The organism is Marinobacter sp. (assembly GCF_044799475.1).
Taxonomy (GTDB): Bacteria; Pseudomonadota; Gammaproteobacteria; order Pseudomonadales; family Oleiphilaceae; genus Marinobacter.
Genome location: NZ_CP085217.1, coordinates 1270244 through 1289020 on the forward strand (window position 1 = coordinate 1270244; position 18777 = coordinate 1289020).

The 18777-nt window shown below is 54.8% G+C and carries 18 protein-coding genes; 14 read left to right on the top strand and 4 right to left on the bottom strand.

The genetic code is table 11. The features are described 5' to 3' along the window. The first annotated feature begins 89 nt into the window (after positions 1-89). The 10 genes from LG327_RS05945 (at position 90) to LG327_RS05990 (ending at position 11657) form a co-directional block, all read left to right on the top strand. Entirely contained in the window at positions 90-2381 is a 2292-nt protein-coding gene (locus LG327_RS05945; RefSeq protein ID WP_404367119.1) for a bifunctional salicylyl-CoA 5-hydroxylase/oxidoreductase, read from the top strand. A 4-nt stretch (positions 2382-2385) separates the two neighbouring features. Then, positions 2386-3129: an SDR family NAD(P)-dependent oxidoreductase gene (locus LG327_RS05950; protein ID WP_404367121.1), complete on the top strand. Its 744-nt coding sequence runs from the start codon at positions 2386-2388 to the stop codon at positions 3127-3129. A gap of 43 nt (positions 3130-3172) precedes the next feature. Beyond that, positions 3173-3982 carry an enoyl-CoA hydratase family protein gene (locus tag LG327_RS05955; protein ID WP_404367124.1) on the top strand — a complete coding sequence of 270 codons (810 nt, stop codon included), beginning with the start codon at positions 3173-3175 and terminating at the stop codon, positions 3980-3982. Next, the gene (locus LG327_RS05960) at positions 3982-5136 is read left to right on the top strand and encodes an acyl-CoA dehydrogenase family protein (protein WP_404367127.1); all 1155 of its coding nucleotides are present in this window, start codon (positions 3982-3984) and stop codon (positions 5134-5136) included. Before LG327_RS05955 ends, LG327_RS05960 begins: the two co-directional genes overlap by 1 nt. 30 nt (positions 5137-5166) lie before the next feature. Continuing rightward, positions 5167-6849 (top strand): AMP-binding protein, encoded by a 1683-nt coding sequence (locus LG327_RS05965; RefSeq protein WP_404367130.1) that lies wholly within the window; start codon positions 5167-5169, stop codon positions 6847-6849. 151 nt (positions 6850-7000) lie between these two features. Then, positions 7001-8143 carry an ABC transporter substrate-binding protein gene (locus LG327_RS05970; RefSeq protein WP_404367133.1) on the top strand — a complete coding sequence of 381 codons (1143 nt, stop codon included), beginning with the start codon at positions 7001-7003 and terminating at the stop codon, positions 8141-8143. Positions 8144-8353: 210 nt separating this feature from the next. After that, positions 8354-9208 carry a branched-chain amino acid ABC transporter permease gene (locus LG327_RS05975; protein ID WP_404369256.1) on the top strand — a complete coding sequence of 285 codons (855 nt, stop codon included), beginning with the start codon at positions 8354-8356 and terminating at the stop codon, positions 9206-9208. After that, positions 9201-10238 (top strand): branched-chain amino acid ABC transporter permease, encoded by a 1038-nt coding sequence (locus LG327_RS05980; protein ID WP_404367135.1) that lies wholly within the window; start codon positions 9201-9203, stop codon positions 10236-10238. The genes LG327_RS05975 and LG327_RS05980 overlap by 8 nt, the downstream gene beginning before the upstream one ends. Next, the gene (locus LG327_RS05985) at positions 10231-10989 is read left to right on the top strand and encodes an ABC transporter ATP-binding protein (protein ID WP_404367138.1); all 759 of its coding nucleotides are present in this window, start codon (positions 10231-10233) and stop codon (positions 10987-10989) included. Before LG327_RS05980 ends, LG327_RS05985 begins: the two co-directional genes overlap by 8 nt. Further along, positions 10977-11657 (top strand): ABC transporter ATP-binding protein, encoded by a 681-nt coding sequence (locus LG327_RS05990; RefSeq protein WP_404367141.1) that lies wholly within the window; start codon positions 10977-10979, stop codon positions 11655-11657. Before LG327_RS05985 ends, LG327_RS05990 begins: the two co-directional genes overlap by 13 nt. Positions 11658-11992: 335 nt before the next feature. On the opposite strand, the gene LG327_RS05995 is transcribed toward LG327_RS05990, so the two are convergent. The 4 genes from LG327_RS05995 to LG327_RS06010 all read right to left on the bottom strand — a co-directional run bounded on the left by LG327_RS05995 (position 11993) and on the right by LG327_RS06010 (position 14061). After that, positions 11993-12385: a RidA family protein gene (locus LG327_RS05995; protein WP_404367144.1), complete on the bottom strand. Its 393-nt coding sequence runs from the start codon at positions 12383-12385 to the stop codon at positions 11993-11995. A gap of 17 nt (positions 12386-12402) precedes the next feature. Next, positions 12403-12861 carry an acyl-CoA thioesterase gene (locus tag LG327_RS06000; protein ID WP_404367147.1) on the bottom strand — a complete coding sequence of 153 codons (459 nt, stop codon included), beginning with the start codon at positions 12859-12861 and terminating at the stop codon, positions 12403-12405. Positions 12862-12911: 50 nt separating this feature from the next. After that, on the bottom strand, positions 12912-13340 hold the full coding sequence (locus tag LG327_RS06005) for an acyl-CoA thioesterase (RefSeq protein WP_404367150.1): 429 nt from the start codon (positions 13338-13340) through the stop codon (positions 12912-12914). 253 nt (positions 13341-13593) lie between these two features. Next, a complete protein-coding gene (locus LG327_RS06010) occupies positions 13594-14061 on the bottom strand; it encodes a MarR family winged helix-turn-helix transcriptional regulator (protein ID WP_404367153.1) in 468 nt (155 codons plus the stop codon). 250 nt (positions 14062-14311) lie between these two features. On the opposite strand from LG327_RS06010, the gene LG327_RS06015 reads away from it, so the two are divergent. The 4 genes from LG327_RS06015 (at position 14312) to LG327_RS06030 (ending at position 18682) form a co-directional block, all read left to right on the top strand. Further along, positions 14312-15565: a CynX/NimT family MFS transporter gene (locus LG327_RS06015; RefSeq protein ID WP_404367155.1), complete on the top strand. Its 1254-nt coding sequence runs from the start codon at positions 14312-14314 to the stop codon at positions 15563-15565. A 303-nt stretch (positions 15566-15868) separates the two neighbouring features. Beyond that, positions 15869-16840 (top strand): TRAP transporter substrate-binding protein DctP, encoded by a 972-nt coding sequence (dctP, locus tag LG327_RS06020; RefSeq protein ID WP_404367158.1) that lies wholly within the window; start codon positions 15869-15871, stop codon positions 16838-16840. After that, positions 16840-17367 carry a TRAP transporter small permease gene (locus LG327_RS06025; RefSeq protein WP_404367160.1) on the top strand — a complete coding sequence of 176 codons (528 nt, stop codon included), beginning with the start codon at positions 16840-16842 and terminating at the stop codon, positions 17365-17367. The genes dctP and LG327_RS06025 overlap by 1 nt, the downstream gene beginning before the upstream one ends. 1 nt (position 17368) lies before the next feature. Beyond that, positions 17369-18682 (top strand): TRAP transporter large permease subunit, encoded by a 1314-nt coding sequence (locus LG327_RS06030; protein WP_404367163.1) that lies wholly within the window; start codon positions 17369-17371, stop codon positions 18680-18682. Positions 18683-18777: the final 95 nt, after the last annotated feature.

Sequence of the window (18777 nt, forward strand, 5' to 3'; positions counted from 1 at the left end):
GCAAATACCGGACCAGGAAGACAATCCATGCGCCGTTACGTCGAAAGTCAATCTCGCACCCAACAGCATCCAGTATTAGGTGAACAACGATGAAAATAGCCTGCCTGGGCGGCGGTCCTGCCGGACTTTACTTCGCCATCAGCGCCAAGCTCCGTAATCCCAAACACGACATCCTGGTGGTGGAACGGAATCGTCCTGACGATACCTTTGGATGGGGCGTCGTCCTGTCGGATGAAACGCTGGACAACCTGGCCAATAACGACCCTGTCAGTGCCGCACGAATCCGGGAGCACTTTGCCTATTGGGACGATATTGCCGTTCATCACAAAGGCACTCTCACCAAATCTACCGGCCATGGATTCTGTGGCATCGGCCGCAAACAACTACTTGTCCTGTTGCAGGAACGGGCACAGGAACTCGGTATCGAATTACAGTTCGAGACTCCGGTTAATGAAGAGGAGATTGACGCTTTTAGAGAACAGTACGACTTGGTCGTGGCCTCCGACGGTCTCAACTCCAGAGTACGCAGCCATTATGCCGAGGTATTCAAACCGGACATTGACGTCCGTGCCTGTAAATTTGTCTGGCTAGGTACTCACCAGACCTTCGATGACGCCTTTACGTTTATTTTCGAACACACAGAGAATGGCTGGGTCTGGGCCCATGCCTATCAGTTTGACAATGACACGGCCACGTTTATTGTTGAATGCTCTGAGGACACCTGGCACAAATTCGGGTTTGGTGAAATGAACCAGCAGGAGTCCATCGAAGTTTGCCAAAAGATTTTTGCCGACCACCTCGGCGGCCATTCCCTGATGACAAACGCCAATCACATTCGGGGCTCTGCGTGGATTAATTTCCCCCGGGTTCTTTGCGACAAATGGAGTCACGACAACGTCGTATTAATGGGCGACGCTGCGGCTACGGCCCATTTCTCCATCGGATCCGGCACCAAGCTGGCGCTTGAGAGCGCCATTGCTCTTGCCGATTATGTGGAGTCTGAATCAAGTCTGCCCCAGGCGTTTCAGCGCTATGAAGAAGAGCGTCGGACCCAGGTATTGCGACTCCAGTCGGCTGCCCGGAACTCGACAGAATGGTTTGAAAACATAGAACGCTATCTCGATCTTGACCCGGTCCAGTTCAATTATGCCCTGCTGACTCGCTCACAGCGCATCAGCCATGAAAACCTGCGCCTGCGGGATCCAGAATGGCTATCCAGCGCTGAAAGCTGGTTCCAGGCACAAGCTGGCAATCTGGACAGTGATGAGGCACCGATGTTCGCGCCCTTTAAACTGCGAGGCCTGACCTTGAAAAACCGGGTCGTCGTTTCACCCATGGCACAGTATAAAGCGGTCGACGGCTGCCCCACCGACTGGCATTTCGTGCATTACGCTGAGCGCGCCAAGGGCGGTGCCGGGCTGGTGTACACAGAAATGACCTGCGTCAGCCCGGAGGGCCGAATCACTCCCGGCTGCCCCGGGTTTTATGCAGCCGAACACCTGACAGCCTGGAAACGCCTGGTTGATTTCGTGCACGGGGAAACCTCGGCAAAAATATGCGCCCAGATTGGCCACTCCGGCCCCAAAGGCTCTACCCAACTTGGCTGGGAGGGCATGGACGTCCCGCTGGCGAGTGGAAACTGGCCAATCATGGCGGCCTCGGAGGTACCTTGGTCTGAACGTAATCAAGTTCCCAAAGCCATGGATCGTGATGACATGGATCTCGTGCGGGAGCAGTTCGTTGCAGCAGCGCGCATGGCCGATGAAGCGGGCTTCGACATGCTGGAGATTCACGCTGCCCATGGTTATCTGTTGTCGAGTTTCATAACGCCTCTTACCAACAGGCGCTCTGACGAATATGGCGGCTCGCTTGAAAACCGACTGCGCTTTCCCCTGGAGGTTTTCCACGCTGTCCGGGAAGTATGGCCCCAGGACAAACCTATTTCGGTGCGGATTTCCGCTCAGGACTGGGTCGGCGCTGATGGCATAACACCCGAAGATGCCGTCGATATTGCCCGTCATCTTAAAGCAGCTGGTGTTGACATCTGCGACGTCTCGGCGGGTCAGACCTCGAAACAGGCCCAGCCGGTTTATGGCCGGATGTTTCAGACGCCCTTTGCTGATCGAATTCGCAATGAAGTGCACATGCCTACCATGGCTGTCGGGAACATCTTCGACCCGGACCACGTCAATTCAATTCTGATGGCCGGGCGGGCGGATCTGGTCTGCCTCGCGCGTCCCCACCTTGCCGATCCATACTGGACCTTGCATGCCGCAGCCACCATCGGCAATGACCGACAGCACTGGCCGGATCCCTATCTGGCAGGTCGCGACCAGTTAATGCGGCTTGCCGAACGGGAACGAGAAGAGGGGTCGATCTGACGCCATGGCCGACTTTACCGATAAAGAAATCATCATCACCGGCGGCGGCAGCGGCATTGGCGCAGAAATGGCGGTGGCTTTTGCACGGGCTGGAGCACAGGTCACCATTGCTGCACGCAATGAAGATCGGCTCGCTGCCGTCTCCGCTCAGCACCGGAACATCCGTTACCAGGTCACTGATATTACCAATGCCGACTCTGTCGCCGCCCTCTTTGCTGATCGACGTTCGCTGGATATAGTCATAGCCAACGCTGGCGCCGCGCAGAGCGCCCCCTTTAAAAAAGTCACACTGGTTCAGTGGCAACAAATGCTGGACGTTAATCTTACCGGCGTCTTTCTGACACTGCAGGCCGGCCTGGCAAGAATGGGTGATGGTGGTCGCTTGATTGCCGTAGCCTCCACTGCTGGGCTTAAAGGTTACCCTTATGTAGCCCCGTATTGCGCGGCCAAGCACGGTGTGATCGGCCTGGTGAAAGCCTTGGCGCTGGAAACCGCTCGTAAGGGAATCACGGTCAATGCTCTTTGCCCGGGTTTCACTGAAACACCGCTTTTAGAAGAAAGCCTCGACAATATTACCCGAACCACCGGACTCAGCCGCGAAGAAGCACGAGCGCAGCTGACCGCCCACAATCCCCAGGGACGGCTTATACAGCCCGGCGATGTTGTCGCAACTGCACTTTGGCTCGCCAGTGGGGAGGCTTCTTCGATTACGGGCCAGGCGATTTCCATTTCCGGGGGCGAAATATGAATGCGACAACATCATTTATAGCGAAGCAGGCAGGAGAAAACGGATGAAAATGGCCCAACATCAGCCCACACACTTTATCTGGCGCATGGAAGGAGCCGTTGCCATCATTCAGCTAAACCGTCCCGAACGCAAAAACCCGCTAACATTTGAAAGCTATGCTGAACTGCGCGATACCTTCCGCAACCTTGCTTATGCGGAAGATGTAGATGCCGTTGTCTTTGCTGCCAACGGCGGCAATTTCAGCTCTGGCGGGGACGTTCACGACATTATTGCGCCACTGGTCGGCATGGAGATGAAAGACTTGCTCGCCTTTACCCGTATGACTGGCGATCTCGTCAAGGCCATGCTCGGCTGTGGTAAGCCGGTTATTGCAGCTGCTGATGGAATCTGTGTTGGCGCCGGTGCCATCCTTGCCATGGCTTCGGACATCCGTTTTGGCACGCCCGAATGTCGCACCGCGTTTCTCTTTACCAAGGTCGGACTGGCCGGGTGCGACATGGGAGCCTGCGCCATGTTGCCGCGGCTTATCGGCCAGGGCCGCGCCGCAGACCTGCTTTATACCGGTCGAACCATGACCGCGGATGAAGGCCTGGCCTGGGGATTTTACAACCATATTGTTGATGCCTCCGAGCTTGAATCCAGAGCGATCCAGTATGCGCAACGCCTGTGCGAAGGCCCCACTTTCGCCCATGGGATCACCAAAACCCAGCTCAACCAGGAGTGGTCCATGAGCCTGGAGCAAGCGATCGAGTCGGAGGCTCAGGCCCAGGCCATTTGCATGCAGACCAGGGACTTCGAGCGCGCTTACAATGCCTTTGCCGACAAGAAAAAACCCGTGTTCGGAGGCAACTGATGAGCGATTCGAGCTACCTGGACTGGCCCTTCTTTGAAGATCGTCATCGCCAGTGGGCCGCAGAACTGGATACCTGGTGTCATGCCAATCTCGACCAGGAACATACCGAGACGGATACTGACGATCGCTGCAGGCGCCTTGTGGCCCGGCTCGGAGCGGACGGCTGGCTCCAGCCTACGGGTGGAAATCAGCTAGATGTACGGACTCTGTGTCTTGCCAGGGAAATCCTTGCCCGCCATCAAGGCCTGGCGGATTTTGCTTTTGCCATGCAGGGGCTGGGAGCAGGCGCTATCAGTCTTTACGGTAACGAAGCCCAGAAGGGCTGGCTTGATAAAACCCGAACTGGCCAGGCTATTGCTGCCTTTGCGTTGACCGAGCCGGATTCCGGCTCCGATGTCGCCAATCTGAGCACCACCGCCACCAGGGACGGAAACGACTACATTATCGATGGCGAAAAAACCTGGATTTCAAACGGGGGCATTGCGGATTTCTACACCGTTTTTGCGCGAACCGGCGAAGCCTCGGGCGCCAAAGGATTATCCGTATTCCTCGTGGAGGCTGATCGGCCCGGTCTGGAAATTCGAGAGCGATTGCACACCATGTCACCGCATCCCCTGGCAAGGCTGGGCTTTAACGGCTTGCGCGTGCCGGCGGCCAATCGTATCGGCGAGCCTGGTCAAGGCTTTAAAATTGCCATGTCAGTACTCGATGTTTTTCGCTCTACTGTAGGTGCAGCAGCACTTGGATTTGCCCGCCGTGCGCTGGATGAAAGCGCGCAACGCTGCCTGAGTCGAAAGCTTTTCGGGGGGAACCTGGCAAACCTTCAACTGGTACAGGGTCATATCGCTGACATGGCTCTCGACGTCGATGCCGCTGCTTTACTGGTCTACCGGGCCGCGTGGACTAAAGATCAGGGCGCCCAGCGAGTCAGTCGCGAAGCCGCCATGGCCAAGCTCTATGCCACCGACCAGGCGCAGAGCGTGATCGATAAAGCCGTGCAATTGCACGGCGGCGACGGCGTACGCAAGGGGCATATCATAGAAAGCCTGTACCGGGAGATTCGTGCGTTACGCATCTATGAAGGCGCTTCGGACGTTCAGAAAGTGGTCATTGCGAAAAATACGCTGGCAAATTACCAGCCACCAAGCGATTAAGCGGTGACGAGCGGGTCAAATAGCCGGCGCGTGAAAGGCAACCTGGAAGCATTTCCTGAAACAGCAATCACAGTTAAGAGACCAATTATAATGGGACCCTCGGCGCACATCGACACATTTACTCGTGACAACCTGCCTCCTCCAGATCAGCAGCCGGACTTCCTGTTAACAGGGCTGGAATATCCGGAAAGGCTTAATGCCGGTGTGGAACTGACCGACCGGTTGGTGGAAGAGGGTTATGGCGATCGTACAGCGCTGGTAGGCAATGGCCGGAAACGCACCTACAAGGAGTTGTCAGACTGGACCAATCGTCTGGCTCACGCTTTGGTGGAGGACTACGGCATCAAACCTGGCAACCGGGTGTTGATTCGATCTGCCAATAATCCTGCCTTTGTAGCCTGCTGGCTGGCTGTCACCAAAGCGGGCGGCGTTGCTGTGAATACCATGCCTATGCTGAGGGCCGGCGAACTGGGGGAAATCGTCGATAAGGCCGAGATTTCGCATGCTCTTTGCGATACCCGGCTACTGGATGAATTACAACTCTGTGCGGCGAAAAGTCGATACTTGCGCACGGTCGTGGGATTTGATGGCACCGCCAACCACCATGCCGAACTCGATCAAGCTGCGCTTGAAAAACCGGGGCATTTTGATGCCATTGCAACCAGTCAGGATGATGTTGCCCTGCTGGCGTTTACCTCGGGTACGACCGGCACACCGAAGGCCGCGATGCATTTTCACCGGGATTTACTTGCCGTTGCTGACACCTATGCCAAGCATGTTCTTAAAGTTACGCCAGACGATATCTTTGTGGGCTCGCCCCCTCTGGCGTTCACTTTCGGCCTCGGAGGGCTGGCTATATTTCCTCTGCGGTTTGGTGCCACAGCTACTTTGCTGGAAAACGCATCACCGCCAAATATGGTTGAAATCATCGAGACCTACAGCGCAACCATCTGCTTTACGGCTCCCACGGCTTATCGGGTGATGCTCAAGGCCATGGAGGACGGCGCTGATTTATCCAGCCTAAAGGCGGCCGTTTCCGCCGGTGAAACCCTTCCAGCCCCAGTCTTCGCGGAATGGACCAGGAAGACAGGCAAGCTCATGCTGGACGGCATCGGCTCGACCGAGATGCTGCACGTTTTTATATCAAATCGTCTTGATGACGCCCGGCCCGGCTGCACTGGCAAGCCCGTGCCTGGCTATGAAGCCCGCATATTGGACACCAGCGGTAAAGAAGCGCCCAGAGGCACGGTAGGGGCTTTGGCCGTGCGCGGACCCACTGGTTGTCGCTATCTTGCCGATGAACGCCAAAAGAATTACGTGCTGGATGGGTGGAACCTTACAGGCGACGCATTCTCACAGGATGAAGACGGCTATTTTTACTTTTGCGCGCGCCGTGATGACATGATCATTTCCTCAGGTTACAACATTGCCGGTCCGGAAGTAGAGGCCTGCCTTTTGAGCCATGCCAACGTGCTTGAATGCGCAGTGGTGGGCATTCCGGACATTGACCGGGGCCAGATCGTCGAGGCCCATGTGGTTTTGACAGAGGGAGTATCTCCCGATGAGGAGTGCATTAAACAGCTTCAAGAGTATGTTAAGGCCAAAATTGCACCTTATAAATATCCTCGGTCAATCCGTTTCAGCGAAGCTTTGCCGAAGACGCCAACGGGGAAAATCCAGCGCTTCAGGCTCAAAGAAAACAGGAGCCTGTAGATATCAGCCAGGCTAGGCTGGAATGCAGGGCCATGACTCAGCGTTCTGGTCAGACAGAACCTAAGGAGCCCAGCCTTGAGGGACGGGTTAGAGACGCGGCTACAACGGCACGTCCAAGTGAGCAACAACAAAAGCACCAACGGAGCAAATAATGAAAAAAATACTCAGTGTAAGCTTGGGGCTGGTAATGACAGCCGCCGTTGCAACCAGTTATGCCGAAGAGGTTAAGATCGGCATGATCACCACACTATCCGGAGGCGGTTCGCATCTTGGGGTTGATGTTCGAGATGGATTCATGCTCGCGATCGAACAGTCCGAGCGAGAGGACGTCGAGGTACTGATTCATGATGATGCCCGCAAGCCGGACGTGGCGAAAAACCTGGCCAATGAAATGATCCAGCGGGAAGACGTCGATATTCTGACCGGCATCATCTGGTCCAATCTGGCCATGGCGGTGGTACCTTCAGCTGTGCGCCAGGACGTGTTCTATCTTTCACCCAACGCCGGCCCTTCGCCCTTGGCTGGACGCCTGTGTCACGAAAACTACTTTAATGTGGCCTGGCAGAATGACAGTCTGCATGAAGGGATGGGCGCCTACATGCAAAAGGAAGGCATCAGAAAACCGGTCATCCTGGCACCGAACTATCCCGCCGGAACCGATGCTCTGACGGGCTTTAAGCGCTACTACACCGGAGAACTGGCGAATGAGGTCTATACCCAGTTGGGGCAAACCGATTACGCGGCAGAAATTGCGGCGATCCGCGCCAGCGATGCCGAAAGCGTCTACTTTTTCTTACCCGGGGGCATGGGCATTGCGTTCATGAAACAGTACCAGAGCGCCGGTCTCACCTTACCGGTCTATGGGCCAGCATTCTCATTTGACGAGGTCATTCTGGGAGCGGTTGGTAACGCGGCTCTGGGGGTAAAGAACACATCGCAGTGGGCCCGCGACCTGGACAATCCCACCAACAAGGCATTTGTCGAAAGTTTTACCAAAGAGTATGGCCGCGTGCCCACGCTCTACGCATCGCAAGGGTTTGATACCGCCAACCTGATTCTATCGGCTCTCGAAAAAGCTCATCCTGATGACAAGGAAACGTTCCGCCGGGCGTTAAAAGCAGCCGATTTCAACTCGACCCGGGGCGATTTCCGTTTCGGCCGTAATAACCATCCGATCCACGACATCTATGTGCGTGAGGTAGTTGCCGGTGAAGACGGTAAGCCCACCAACAAACTGATCGGTGTTGCCATAGAAGACTTGCAGGATGTTTATGCAGATCAGTGCAAACTCTGAATTCTGTTATCCATGAAAACGAGTGCCCGTTAAGCGGGCACTTTCTCCGAACTCAATAATATGAAAAATGCCGCGGCTGATGACAGACACACCATCGTTTGAGGCCCGGTATACCAGCTCTGAACCTACCCGAAAGAGGCCGTTGTGAGCTTACCCTTAATACTCGAACAACTTTTAAACGGCGTTCAACTGGGCACCATGCTGTTTCTCATGGCCAGTGGACTGACTTTGGTATTTGGGGTTATGGGACTGATCAACCTCGCGCATGGCTCCTTTTATATGACGGGTGCATTCGTCACTGCGTGGGTCAGCGGAACCACAGGCTCCTTCTGGATAGGCTTGCTCGCAGGAACTCTGGCAGCCGCTGTGGTCGGCGCCGTGGTCGAATTCCTGGTCATGCGACGGCTTTACCACCGAGATCACCTCGATCAAGTACTTGCCACCTTCGCCCTGATTCTTATTTTCTCCGAAGGCACCCGTTGGCTTTATGGATCCTCGCCTCTGTGGTTGAACGTACCGGATATACTGAAAGGTTCGGTGTCCCTTCCTGGCGGGGTAAATTATTCCCTGTACCGTCTGGCGATCATCCTGATGGGGGTGGTTATCGCGGTCGGGCTCTATCTATTGATCAGCAAAACACGACTGGGTATGCGCATCCGCGCCGGTGAGAACGATCGGGAGATGATCGGCGCGCTGGGTGTGGACATTAGTACCCTTTATACCCTGGTATTCGCATTGGGCGCCGCCCTTGCGGGCATCGCCGGCGCCACCGTTGGCGCTTTGCAGTCGGTTCAGGTGGGGATGGGTGAGCCGGTTCTGATTCTGGCATTCGTGGTCATCGTGATTGGTGGCATCGGCTCCATCAAGGGCGCTCTGATTGGCTCTCTGATGGTCGGCATCGTCGATACTCTCGGGCGAATCCTGCTACCCGATTTTTTCAAGCTCTTTATGGCCTCGTCAGATGCATCCGGCGTGGGAGCCGCGCTCGCCTCAATGCTGATTTATGTGCTGATGGCCATTATTCTTGCCTTCAAACCACACGGGTTGTTTGCTGCCAATGACTAATATCGAACTCAAAGAGACCCTGGCTCGTCCCCTCCTGCGGGTACCGCAAGTGAGCCGCGAACAATGGATCAGCCTGATTCTGCTTGTTGGCGTGGTGGCCGCCGCAATGATTGCGCACTTCATGGGAGAGCGGTACTTCGTCAATCTCGCATCACGCATTACCATCATTGCTCTTGCCGGCGTCGGTCTGAATCTGGCACTCGGGTTTGGCGGCATGGTCAGCCTGGGCCATGCCGCTTTTTTTGGTTTGGGTGGGTATGTCGCGGGCATTGGCGCCTTCCACGCCTTCGAAATGTCGCCTGTTTTCGGAGTTCCGGGCCTGCCGGAAGGCAGCGATCAGATGATAACGCTCTGGATCACTGCGATGTTCCTTTGCGGCATAGTGGGCTGGCTGATCGGCCGAATTTCCCTCCGCACATCGGGGGTCTACTTCATCATGATCACCCTGGCGTTCGCACAGATGATCTATTATTTTGCCATTTCCTGGCCAACTTACGGAGGCGAGGACGGGCTCCCGATTTATGTACGAAACCAATTCTTTGGCCTGGATACCAGCAATAGCCTGATTTTCTTTATCATCTGTTTCGCCCTTTTGTTGCTGGCTCTGGGCTTCTCTCACCGGATAATGAGAGCCCGCTTCGGGGCGGCACTGACGATGGCCCGAATCAACCCGGTCCGGCTTGCCACGGCCGGAGTCGAACCCCAGCCCATACGCTTGGCCGCATTCGTGATAAGCGGCATGATCGTCGGGCTGGCAGGCGCGCTGTCTGCTGATCTGAACGGTTTTGTCGGACCCTCCATGCTGAGCTGGCACACCTCCGGCGAGATCATGGTAATCGTCATTCTTGGCGGCGTTGGCCGCCACTGTGGGCCATTAGCGGGCGCTATTCTGTTTGTCCTGATGGAAACCCTGCTTGGAGGGCTGACCCAATACTGGCAATTTTTCCTGGGTCTGGTACTGCTCGGTGTGGTGCTTTTCGCCAGCGGCGGCGTGATGGGCCTTTTGGCAGGGAGACCTCAGCATGTCTGAAGCCGTCCTCAGAATAGAAAAACTTAACAGATCCTTCGGTGCCTTGCGCGCCACCCGGGACGTCACGATTGATCTGATGCCCGGCGAAATCCACGCTCTGATTGGTCCCAACGGTGCTGGCAAGTCTACTCTGATTGCACAAATTGCCGGAACTCTGCGGCCGGATAGCGGCGATATTGTGCTGGGAGGAGAAGTTCTTACCCAATTATCCGTCGCCGAACGGGCACGCCGAGGACTTGGGCGGAGCTTCCAGATCTCCTCTCTGGCTGAAGAGCTGAGCGTTAAACGCAATGTCATGATCGCCATTCAGGCTCTACAGGGCAGCTCTTTCCGATTCTGGACACCGGTCCAGACCGATCCCCGGCTGGTCAACCCGGCCCTCGAAGCCCTCGATCGCATGGGCCTGAAAGCACGAGCTGACACGCCGGTAGCAGAGCTTTCCCACGGGGAACGTCGCCAGGTAGAAATGGCCTGCGCCCTGGCGCTCAAACCAAAAGCACTTCTGCTGGATGAACCTATGGCCGGCCTGGGCCTTGAGGGCTCCTCCATGCTGACAGTCCTGCTGGAAAGTCTGAAGGAAGAGGTTCCAATTTTATTGATCGAGCACGATATGGATGCCGTGTTCCGGTTGGCGGATCGAATCTCTGTTCTGGTCGCCGGCGGCGTGATCGCCCAGGGCAACGCCGAAAGCATCCGCAACAATCCGCAAGTCCGGGAAGCCTACCTTGGAGACGAATCATGCTCAGCGTAAGTGGCATCAACACATACTATGGGCCCTCCCAAGCCTTGTTTGGCGTAGATCTTAACCTGCAAGCGGGCGAACTGGTGGCATTAATGGGTCGCAACGGCATGGGCAAAACGACCAGCATCCGCTCCATATTCGGACTGACTCCGGCTCGCGCCGGACGCATAGAGTTTGCCGGTCAGGATATCACTCGAATGGCACCACACCGAATCGCTCGGCTGGGTCTGGGGCTGGTGCCTGAGGGCCGACGTTGTTTTACCAACCTGACCGTGCGCGAAAACCTGCTCGCGACTGCTCGACCAGGGGACTGGACGCTTAGCCGGGTCGAAGAGGTCTTCCCACGCTTGGCCGAGCGACGCCACCAACTTGCGCTGACGCTTTCAGGAGGAGAACAACAGATGCTCGCCATTGGTCGGGCCTTGATGACTAATCCCAGGTTGTTGGTGCTTGACGAGGCAACAGAAGGTCTGGCGCCGGTGATCCGGCAGGAAATCTGGCGCGCTATTGCCATCCTGAAGGATGCCGGCCTGTCCATTTTGTTAGTCGACAAAACGTTAAGAGAACTGCTCCCTCGCGCAGATCGTTGCATAATTCTCGAGAAGGGCAAAACCGTCTGGACGGGCGAACCCAAAGAACTCAGTGAGGAGATTAAAAATCGTTACCTGGGCGTTTAAGATCAGGAATATCCATTGCAGATATTTGCAGTAGTGGACCAGCCGGTTAAGTCCATGCCGTATTGCTGAGTCATTAGTGGTTGAAAAGTTCGACACCACCCAGACTGCTAATGATTCTCGCATCGTGGTGGGAACGCAAGCGCCGAAACTGTTCGGCGCGATTCCAGGCAGGTTGCCTATGCAGCTGTGCCGGAAAATCCTTTGCCAGGTCCTTCCCAGGCAGAGAAAGCTCAAGTTCGGGTGGCGCCTGGCTGTTAGGTCTCCCTCAGAAACAGGCGCCAATGCCCCTGCAGCCTACAGATATCGACGAATCAGGGCTGCAGAAGTTTTCATGACTAATCTGGAACAACTGCAGTGGCCTCGACCTCTACCTTAGCCGCCTCCTCTATCAGTGCAACTACCTGCACCATAGCCATGGCAGGAAAGTTGCGTCCCATAACCTCGCGATAGACAACGCCCATCTCTCCAAGACGCGACAGGTATTCCTGTCTGTCCGTGATGTACCAGGTCAAACGAACAATATGCTCGGGACCCGCGTCAGCCTCTTTAAGGACCGTCAAAATATTCTGTAATGTCTGTTTTACCTGTGCAATGAAGTCACTGCTCTGGAAAGTTTCCGTCTCGTCCCAGCCTACGAGACCGCCAGTGACTACTAATCGGCCACGGGCACTAATGCCGTTGGAATAACCCTTGGGGCGTTTCCAATGGGGCGGATTGAGCATTTGCATGGATTGGTCTCCTGGATTCAAGGTTTAGTAGCGGCGAACTGAGCTACCAGTGACTGGTACATTGCATGTGGCAGCGCAGAGCGCCCGATTTGTTCTCCCCTTGCAGCTGAAGCAAGCTCAAGCTTCACTTTCAAGCGTGATTCGTCGTGGCAGCTTACGCTGGCCAGCAACCATATCCGGTACTCATCAACCTTCTGTAACGTCAAGGCAAACTGAAGATTGTCACCCAGTTGACTTGGGTGCTGAAAATCGATTTCCGCCTTTGTAAGCTGGGGTCGATTACAATCTGAATCCCCGTTTGCCAGAGGATAGCCCCAAACACCAATCTCACGCAGCCAGTCCTCTACTACGTCGTCCAGCATTTCCATGTAACGCGGATAGAACACAATCTTCGCAGCGTCACAGTCCTGAAAAAGCACCCGTCGTTCACAATGAAAGTTCACAGCATCACCCGTAATTTCTCTTTGATTACACAATCGAGCATTCCGGTTTCCCGGCAGCCGACGCGAGTTCAACGGAGCGCCCTTCAGATAGCCGGCACCGAATAGCGCTCCATTGCCGCCCTCAAATCAGCGGGAATCTCCATGCTTCGCAATCGGCCACTGGAAGCCTCCGCCAGAACAATGACTACTCGGGCGCTGAAACGAGGCTGATTCTCACAAGAGGCGTCGATAGCTAACTTAATAGCGCTTCGACGCAACTCCAGCACTTGCAGGGATATCTCCAGTTCCTCGCCCAAATATGCGGGTTGGTGAGTTTCCAGGACCAGTCTAGCGGTAGGAATCCCAATACGATTTTCCTGGCTGTGCATATATGCGAACGAAAATTCCAGGGGATCACCAAACCATTCTTCGACAACACGATTGACCAGCTCAAAATAGCGGGCTGCTTGCAATCTGCCTTGAGGGTCGCAATGGCTCGATCGTATCCTGAGTCGAATGATAAACCGATTCATTTTAGTCTCTGGTTATTAATATTAGCCGCACAGCAAATCGACGATGATTTTGCGAAAGATAACACTGCTGGGAATTTAATTCAATTATAAACTATTTATCTTTCAACTAATGCGTGCTTCGATGCGGTGGGTGCGCTGCCCTGCCCTAAGGGCAGGGGACAGGACAAATCGGGAGTGAGCAACTGGCTCGCGAGGCAAGCTGTCCATCAGGCAGCAATAACCTTGCCTGATGGACAGCTTGACTGGGCGGGAATCAAGTTCGGATTTCAGAAAATTGGAGCAATGACGCTTTCACGCGCATCAACCGGCGATTCGATTCTGCCAACTCGTCATCACTAAGCACGTGAAAAATTTCGGTTAGCCAGATCTCATGGGCCTTGGCCATGTCTTCGAGCTCGTTATGGCCTTTTTCGGTAAGCTTCACGTACTGTACGCGTCGATCGGTTTCGCTGGGCTCGCGAATAACACATCCCGATTTCACCAAGCGGTCAACCAGGCCTGTCACATTTCCGCTTGAAACAACCAGGTGACGCGAAAGTTCGGACATGGTCTGAGGTGTTTTGCTACGACCCAATTGCGCCATCACATCGAATTGAGGCAGGGACATGCCGTAATGTTCACGAAATCGAGCGCGCAGAATCTGCTCCACCATGTTGACGCAAGGCAGCATTCGCAGCCATAAGCGCAGGGTTTCCTTGCTCCGAATCGGACTTTCTTTCATCTTGGCTTACTTTGTGGTGTGGGATGGCTTTATCTCCCGCCCATTAATGGGGGGAGATTGTCTGCTGGTTATCGGAAAGGGCAAAAACTAGCAACTCACCGATCGCCAAAAGCCAAGATACCATTCGCCTGCAGATGCTTCAAGTATATAATATTTAGTTAATTTGTAGTTTTGACAAAACTCAACTTCACACCTGGTAAAAAAGCCTTTGCGCCAGCGATGAGCCATCAATTTCGGGGGGAGAAGCCCAGTGCAGCCAAAAGGCACCTTACCTCGCAATGGTGTTAAGTCAGCACCCGGCGGGGGCACTCAATCCTGGATTCCGATTGCTGCCGTATTACTCGCCGGCATCATTGCTGCTTTGCAGGTAGGCAAAGCCCCAATAGCTCTCCCTGCGCTTCGTGCCGACCTGAACCTGACGCTTGTCATGACTGGCTGGCTAGTAGCCATATTCAGCCTTTTGACCGGGTTGTGTGGCCTGTTCTCGGGGATGACAGTAGACCGACTGGGATATCGTCGTACGCTGGCCAGCGGATTGGCGATCATAACATTCGCCGGCGCCTGGGGCGCGACATCGAGCGGCATTGCAGAGTTACTAGCGAGCCGCATGATTGAGGGAATCGGCTTCCTCCTGGTATGCACTTCCGCGCCACGCTTCATAATTGCGCTGGTGTCGGGCCCGCAACAACGGTTGGTATTGGGCTTATGGAGCACTTATATGCCGACCGGGATTATCCTTATGCTGGTGTTGGGTCCGTATCTGCTTGAGCCCTACGGGTGGCGGGGCCTCTGGTGGGCCGGTTCTGCACTCGCTGCATTGATGTGGTTGCTGATTCTGGGCCTCACTCCCCCCGCCCGGCCAGGGCAAGAGCGGGGCGGACGCCTGAAGGATCTGAAGATTGTGCTCATGTCTCCGGGACCGCTTCTTCTCGCGGCCTGTTTCGCCGGCTTCGCATTCCAGCATTTAGCGCTGATCAGTTTTCTGCCGACTTTACTTGTGGAGCAGCATAACCACTCAATCGGCCATGCAGCGGTCCTTACAAGCTGGGTGGTAGCGGCGAATATTATCGGCGGCATATCTGCCGGCTGGTTGCTAGCCCGAGGCATTTCCCGCGCAACATTGATCGGTGGGGCGTCATTGGTTCTAGCCGTTGCCGCACTGGGCATGATGAGCGAAGGTTTGCCCGGCGAGCTACGTTATATCTGCGCGGTCGCCATCTCCGGATTCGGCGGATTGATTCCCGGAGCCATATTCTCGGGAATCCCGCTGCACACGCCCGGATCCCACCGGACTGGGAGCGTCAGCGGGTTGGTGGTGCAGGGAAGTCAAGCGGGGCAATTTCTGGGGCCGACAGTGGTTTCCTGGCTGGTTGCGTGGTCCGGGAACTGGAACCATGCCGGCTGGGCATTAATTGCTGCGGCTGCCCTGACCGCCACAATGGCTGTACCGCTGGGGATCCTGGAGCGACGCCACGGCTCCCTGTCGGCGTGCCAGTTCCAGTAGGACCAGCAGTCCCGACTCAGACACACATGCCAATCCGTTCCAATAAATCTGCCCAAAAGGTCTAATGCTCCTTGCATTTAATTCACTAATAAAATATTTTGATGTTAAGTTAATTGGCGAAAGGCAACTGCAACACGGTCGCTCCTATCGAAAGGCTAATCATGAAAATGCTATGCATTATATTGCATGACAAGAGCGACCTGATGAACTATGTTGCCAGCAGCACTCCAAAAGGCGAAGCTCAAAAAAGAAGCATCGGCACTAGACACTCGTAGGCATACAAAGCACCGGGAGAACAGAACAATGACTACAAAACTTAAGCTGCTGGGCACCGTGATGGCGGCTATGGCACTCGGAACGAGCGGTTATGCTCTCGCTGAGCAAATCACTCTGAAAACTGCAAGTGCCTTCTCCAAAGGTACCGCAATACCCTATACCTTTGAAAAATTCGTTAAGGAGATCAATTCGGATACGGGGGCACCTGTAAAGTTGAACTATATCGGCGGGCCGGAAGTCATGCCTGCCTTTGAGCTCGGCAATGCCGTTCGTACCGGTGTGGTGGACGTGGCATTTGTAACCAGTGCCTTCTATACCAATCTGTTGCCCGCTGCCAATGCCCTTAATCTAACCCAGTACTCGCCGCAAGAACTTCGGGAAACGGGCCGGTGGGAAGATCTCCAGAATATTTGGCAAGAACAGATGAACGTTCATTACCTGGCATTCACCAACTACGGCAACCGCTTTCATCTTTACACGAATAAGGAGATCAATAGCGCTGATTTGAGCGGACAACGCCTGCGCATAACCCCTGTGTATCGCGCCTTCTTCGAGGATCTGGGTGCGGATGTCGCTCAGACATCGCCAGGCGAGGTCTACACGGCTCTCGAGCGTGGAACCGTCGATGGTTACGGCTGGCCGATCCAGGGAATTCTTGATCTGGGTTGGCATGAGCATACGAAGTACCGCGTCGACCCCGGGTTTTATCAGGTTGAAGTAGGCGTACTGGTGAATCAGGACGCCTGGGAGCGGATGAATGATGAACAGCGTGAGTACCTGACCGAAAAAGCGGTCTGGCTGGAATCCCTGAATGATTTGAATGAGGAAATCAACGAGAGGGAAGCAAAACGCCAGGCAGAGGCCGGCGTCCAGGTGATCGAGCTTGAGGGTCCGGAACGAGAAAAGTTCCTGAAAACCGCTTATGAGGCGCAATGGGAAGCCCTGTCAGATCAAGCTCCCGAAAACACTAAAAAACTCCGGGCAATTCTTGATAAGTAATGGACACCCTTACCCACACCGAAGTAAAGCCGGCTCCGAGTCGGGGTTGGCTGGGCAATGCCTATCATTACCTGATGCAAGCCTTTGGTCTGCTTTCCGGGGTAATCATTGCCGCCATATCGATCCTGGTCGTCTATAACGTTCTAAGTCGGAATCTTGGCTTTGGATCTGTGAGCTGGATTATGGAGGGCAGCGAGTATGCATTAGGCGCGGCGACTTTTCTGGGCGCCCCCTGGGTTCTATATGAAGGGGCGCACGTGCGCATAGATATTCTCTTGAACAGTCTTTCGCACCACGCTGGCCGTTGGCTGGAAATTCTTGTGAACCTTTTAGGGGCGCTTGTTTCTGCCATATTTCTGCATTTTATGACGATTACGGGGTTTGAGTACTATGAGCGCGGAACCCAGGTGTTCAAAGCCTTCACTTTCCCTGAATGGTGGACTTTTACTGTGCCCGTGGTCTGCTTTGCTCTTCTTGTGGTCGAATTCATCAGGCGACTTTGGCGCCTTATCGACGGGGTAGCCTGATATGGAGTGGCAGTATGCGTTGACGCTGCTGATCGGCGGCCTCATGGTCCTGATGGCTCTGGGGCTCCCCGTGGTAATGGGCTTTTTTGCTATCAATATCATAGGCGCCTATCTGTTCCTCGGCGGTGAAATGGGCCTGATGCAAATGGCACGGAACACTGTCGGTGCCGTGAATTCCTTCTCACTGATCCCCATTCCATTGTTTGTACTCATGGGTGAGGTCCTGTTTCACACGGGCCTTGCCTATCGCGCAATCACTGCAATCGAACGCCTGATTGCTCGCGTCCCCGGACGACTGAGCATTGTCTCCGTACTTGGCGGCACCGCCTTTGCGACCCTTTCCGGATCAAGCATTGCCAACACCGCGATGATGGGAAGCGCGCTCCTCCCTGACATGCTGAAACGGGGCTACCATCCATCCATCGCGATGGGCCCGATCATGGCTGTAGGTGGCATCGCGATGTTGATCCCTCCGTCTGCACTTGCAGTAACCCTCGGTAGCTTGGCCGGTATTTCGATTGGGGGCTTGTTAATCGGGGGAATTATCCCCGGTCTTCTGATGGGTGCAGCAATCCTTGGCTATGTGGTCATCCGGTGTATTCGCAATCCTGAACTCGCTCCTGTTGACGAGGGCGTAGAGCTGAAAGGGTGGGAGCGCTGGAAACCGTTCTTTGTTTACGTGCTGCCCCTATTCGGAATATTTGTCGTGGTGGTGGGCAGCATGCTTGCGGGGTGGGCCGAGCCTACCGAATCGGCGGCGTTCGGCGCGGTGGCGGCCACAGTGGCGGCAGCACTTTATCGCTCGCTGAATCTGAGCTCGTTCATCAAGTCGTTGATGGAAACGGCAAAGATTTCAATCATGATTCTTTTCGTGTTGGTCGCCTCCACTACTTTTTCTCAGCTGCTTTCATTCTCCGGCAGCACCAATGGGTTACTCGAGTTAGTTGGTGCATGGGAACTCACCCCCTTGATGCTCGTCCTGTGTATGTTGCTGGTGCTGCTCGTGCTGGGTTGTTTTGCCGATCAGATCAGCATGATCATGATCACCCTGCCGTTCTTTATGCCACTGGTGGACTCACTCGGTCTTGAGCCGATCTGGATTGGGGTTCTCTTTTTAATTGCAATGGAAATCAGTTTTCTCACTCCTCCATTTGGGCTTCTGCTCATTGTGATGCAGGGAGTTGCGCCCCCGGGCATAACTCTCACACAGGTCTACAAGGCTGCTTTCCCATTTCTGCTTTTGCAGTTACTGGTACTGATCGCAGTGATTTTCGTGCCATGGCTGTCGCTGGGGTTGCCGGCGCTAATGAAATAAGGCGAGGGACTTTGTCTTTCAGATTTCCTTGGTCAGCGTTGACTTTGGCGTGTTCACACATAACAAAATTCAGCCGGCTCGAAGCCGGCGGCTGA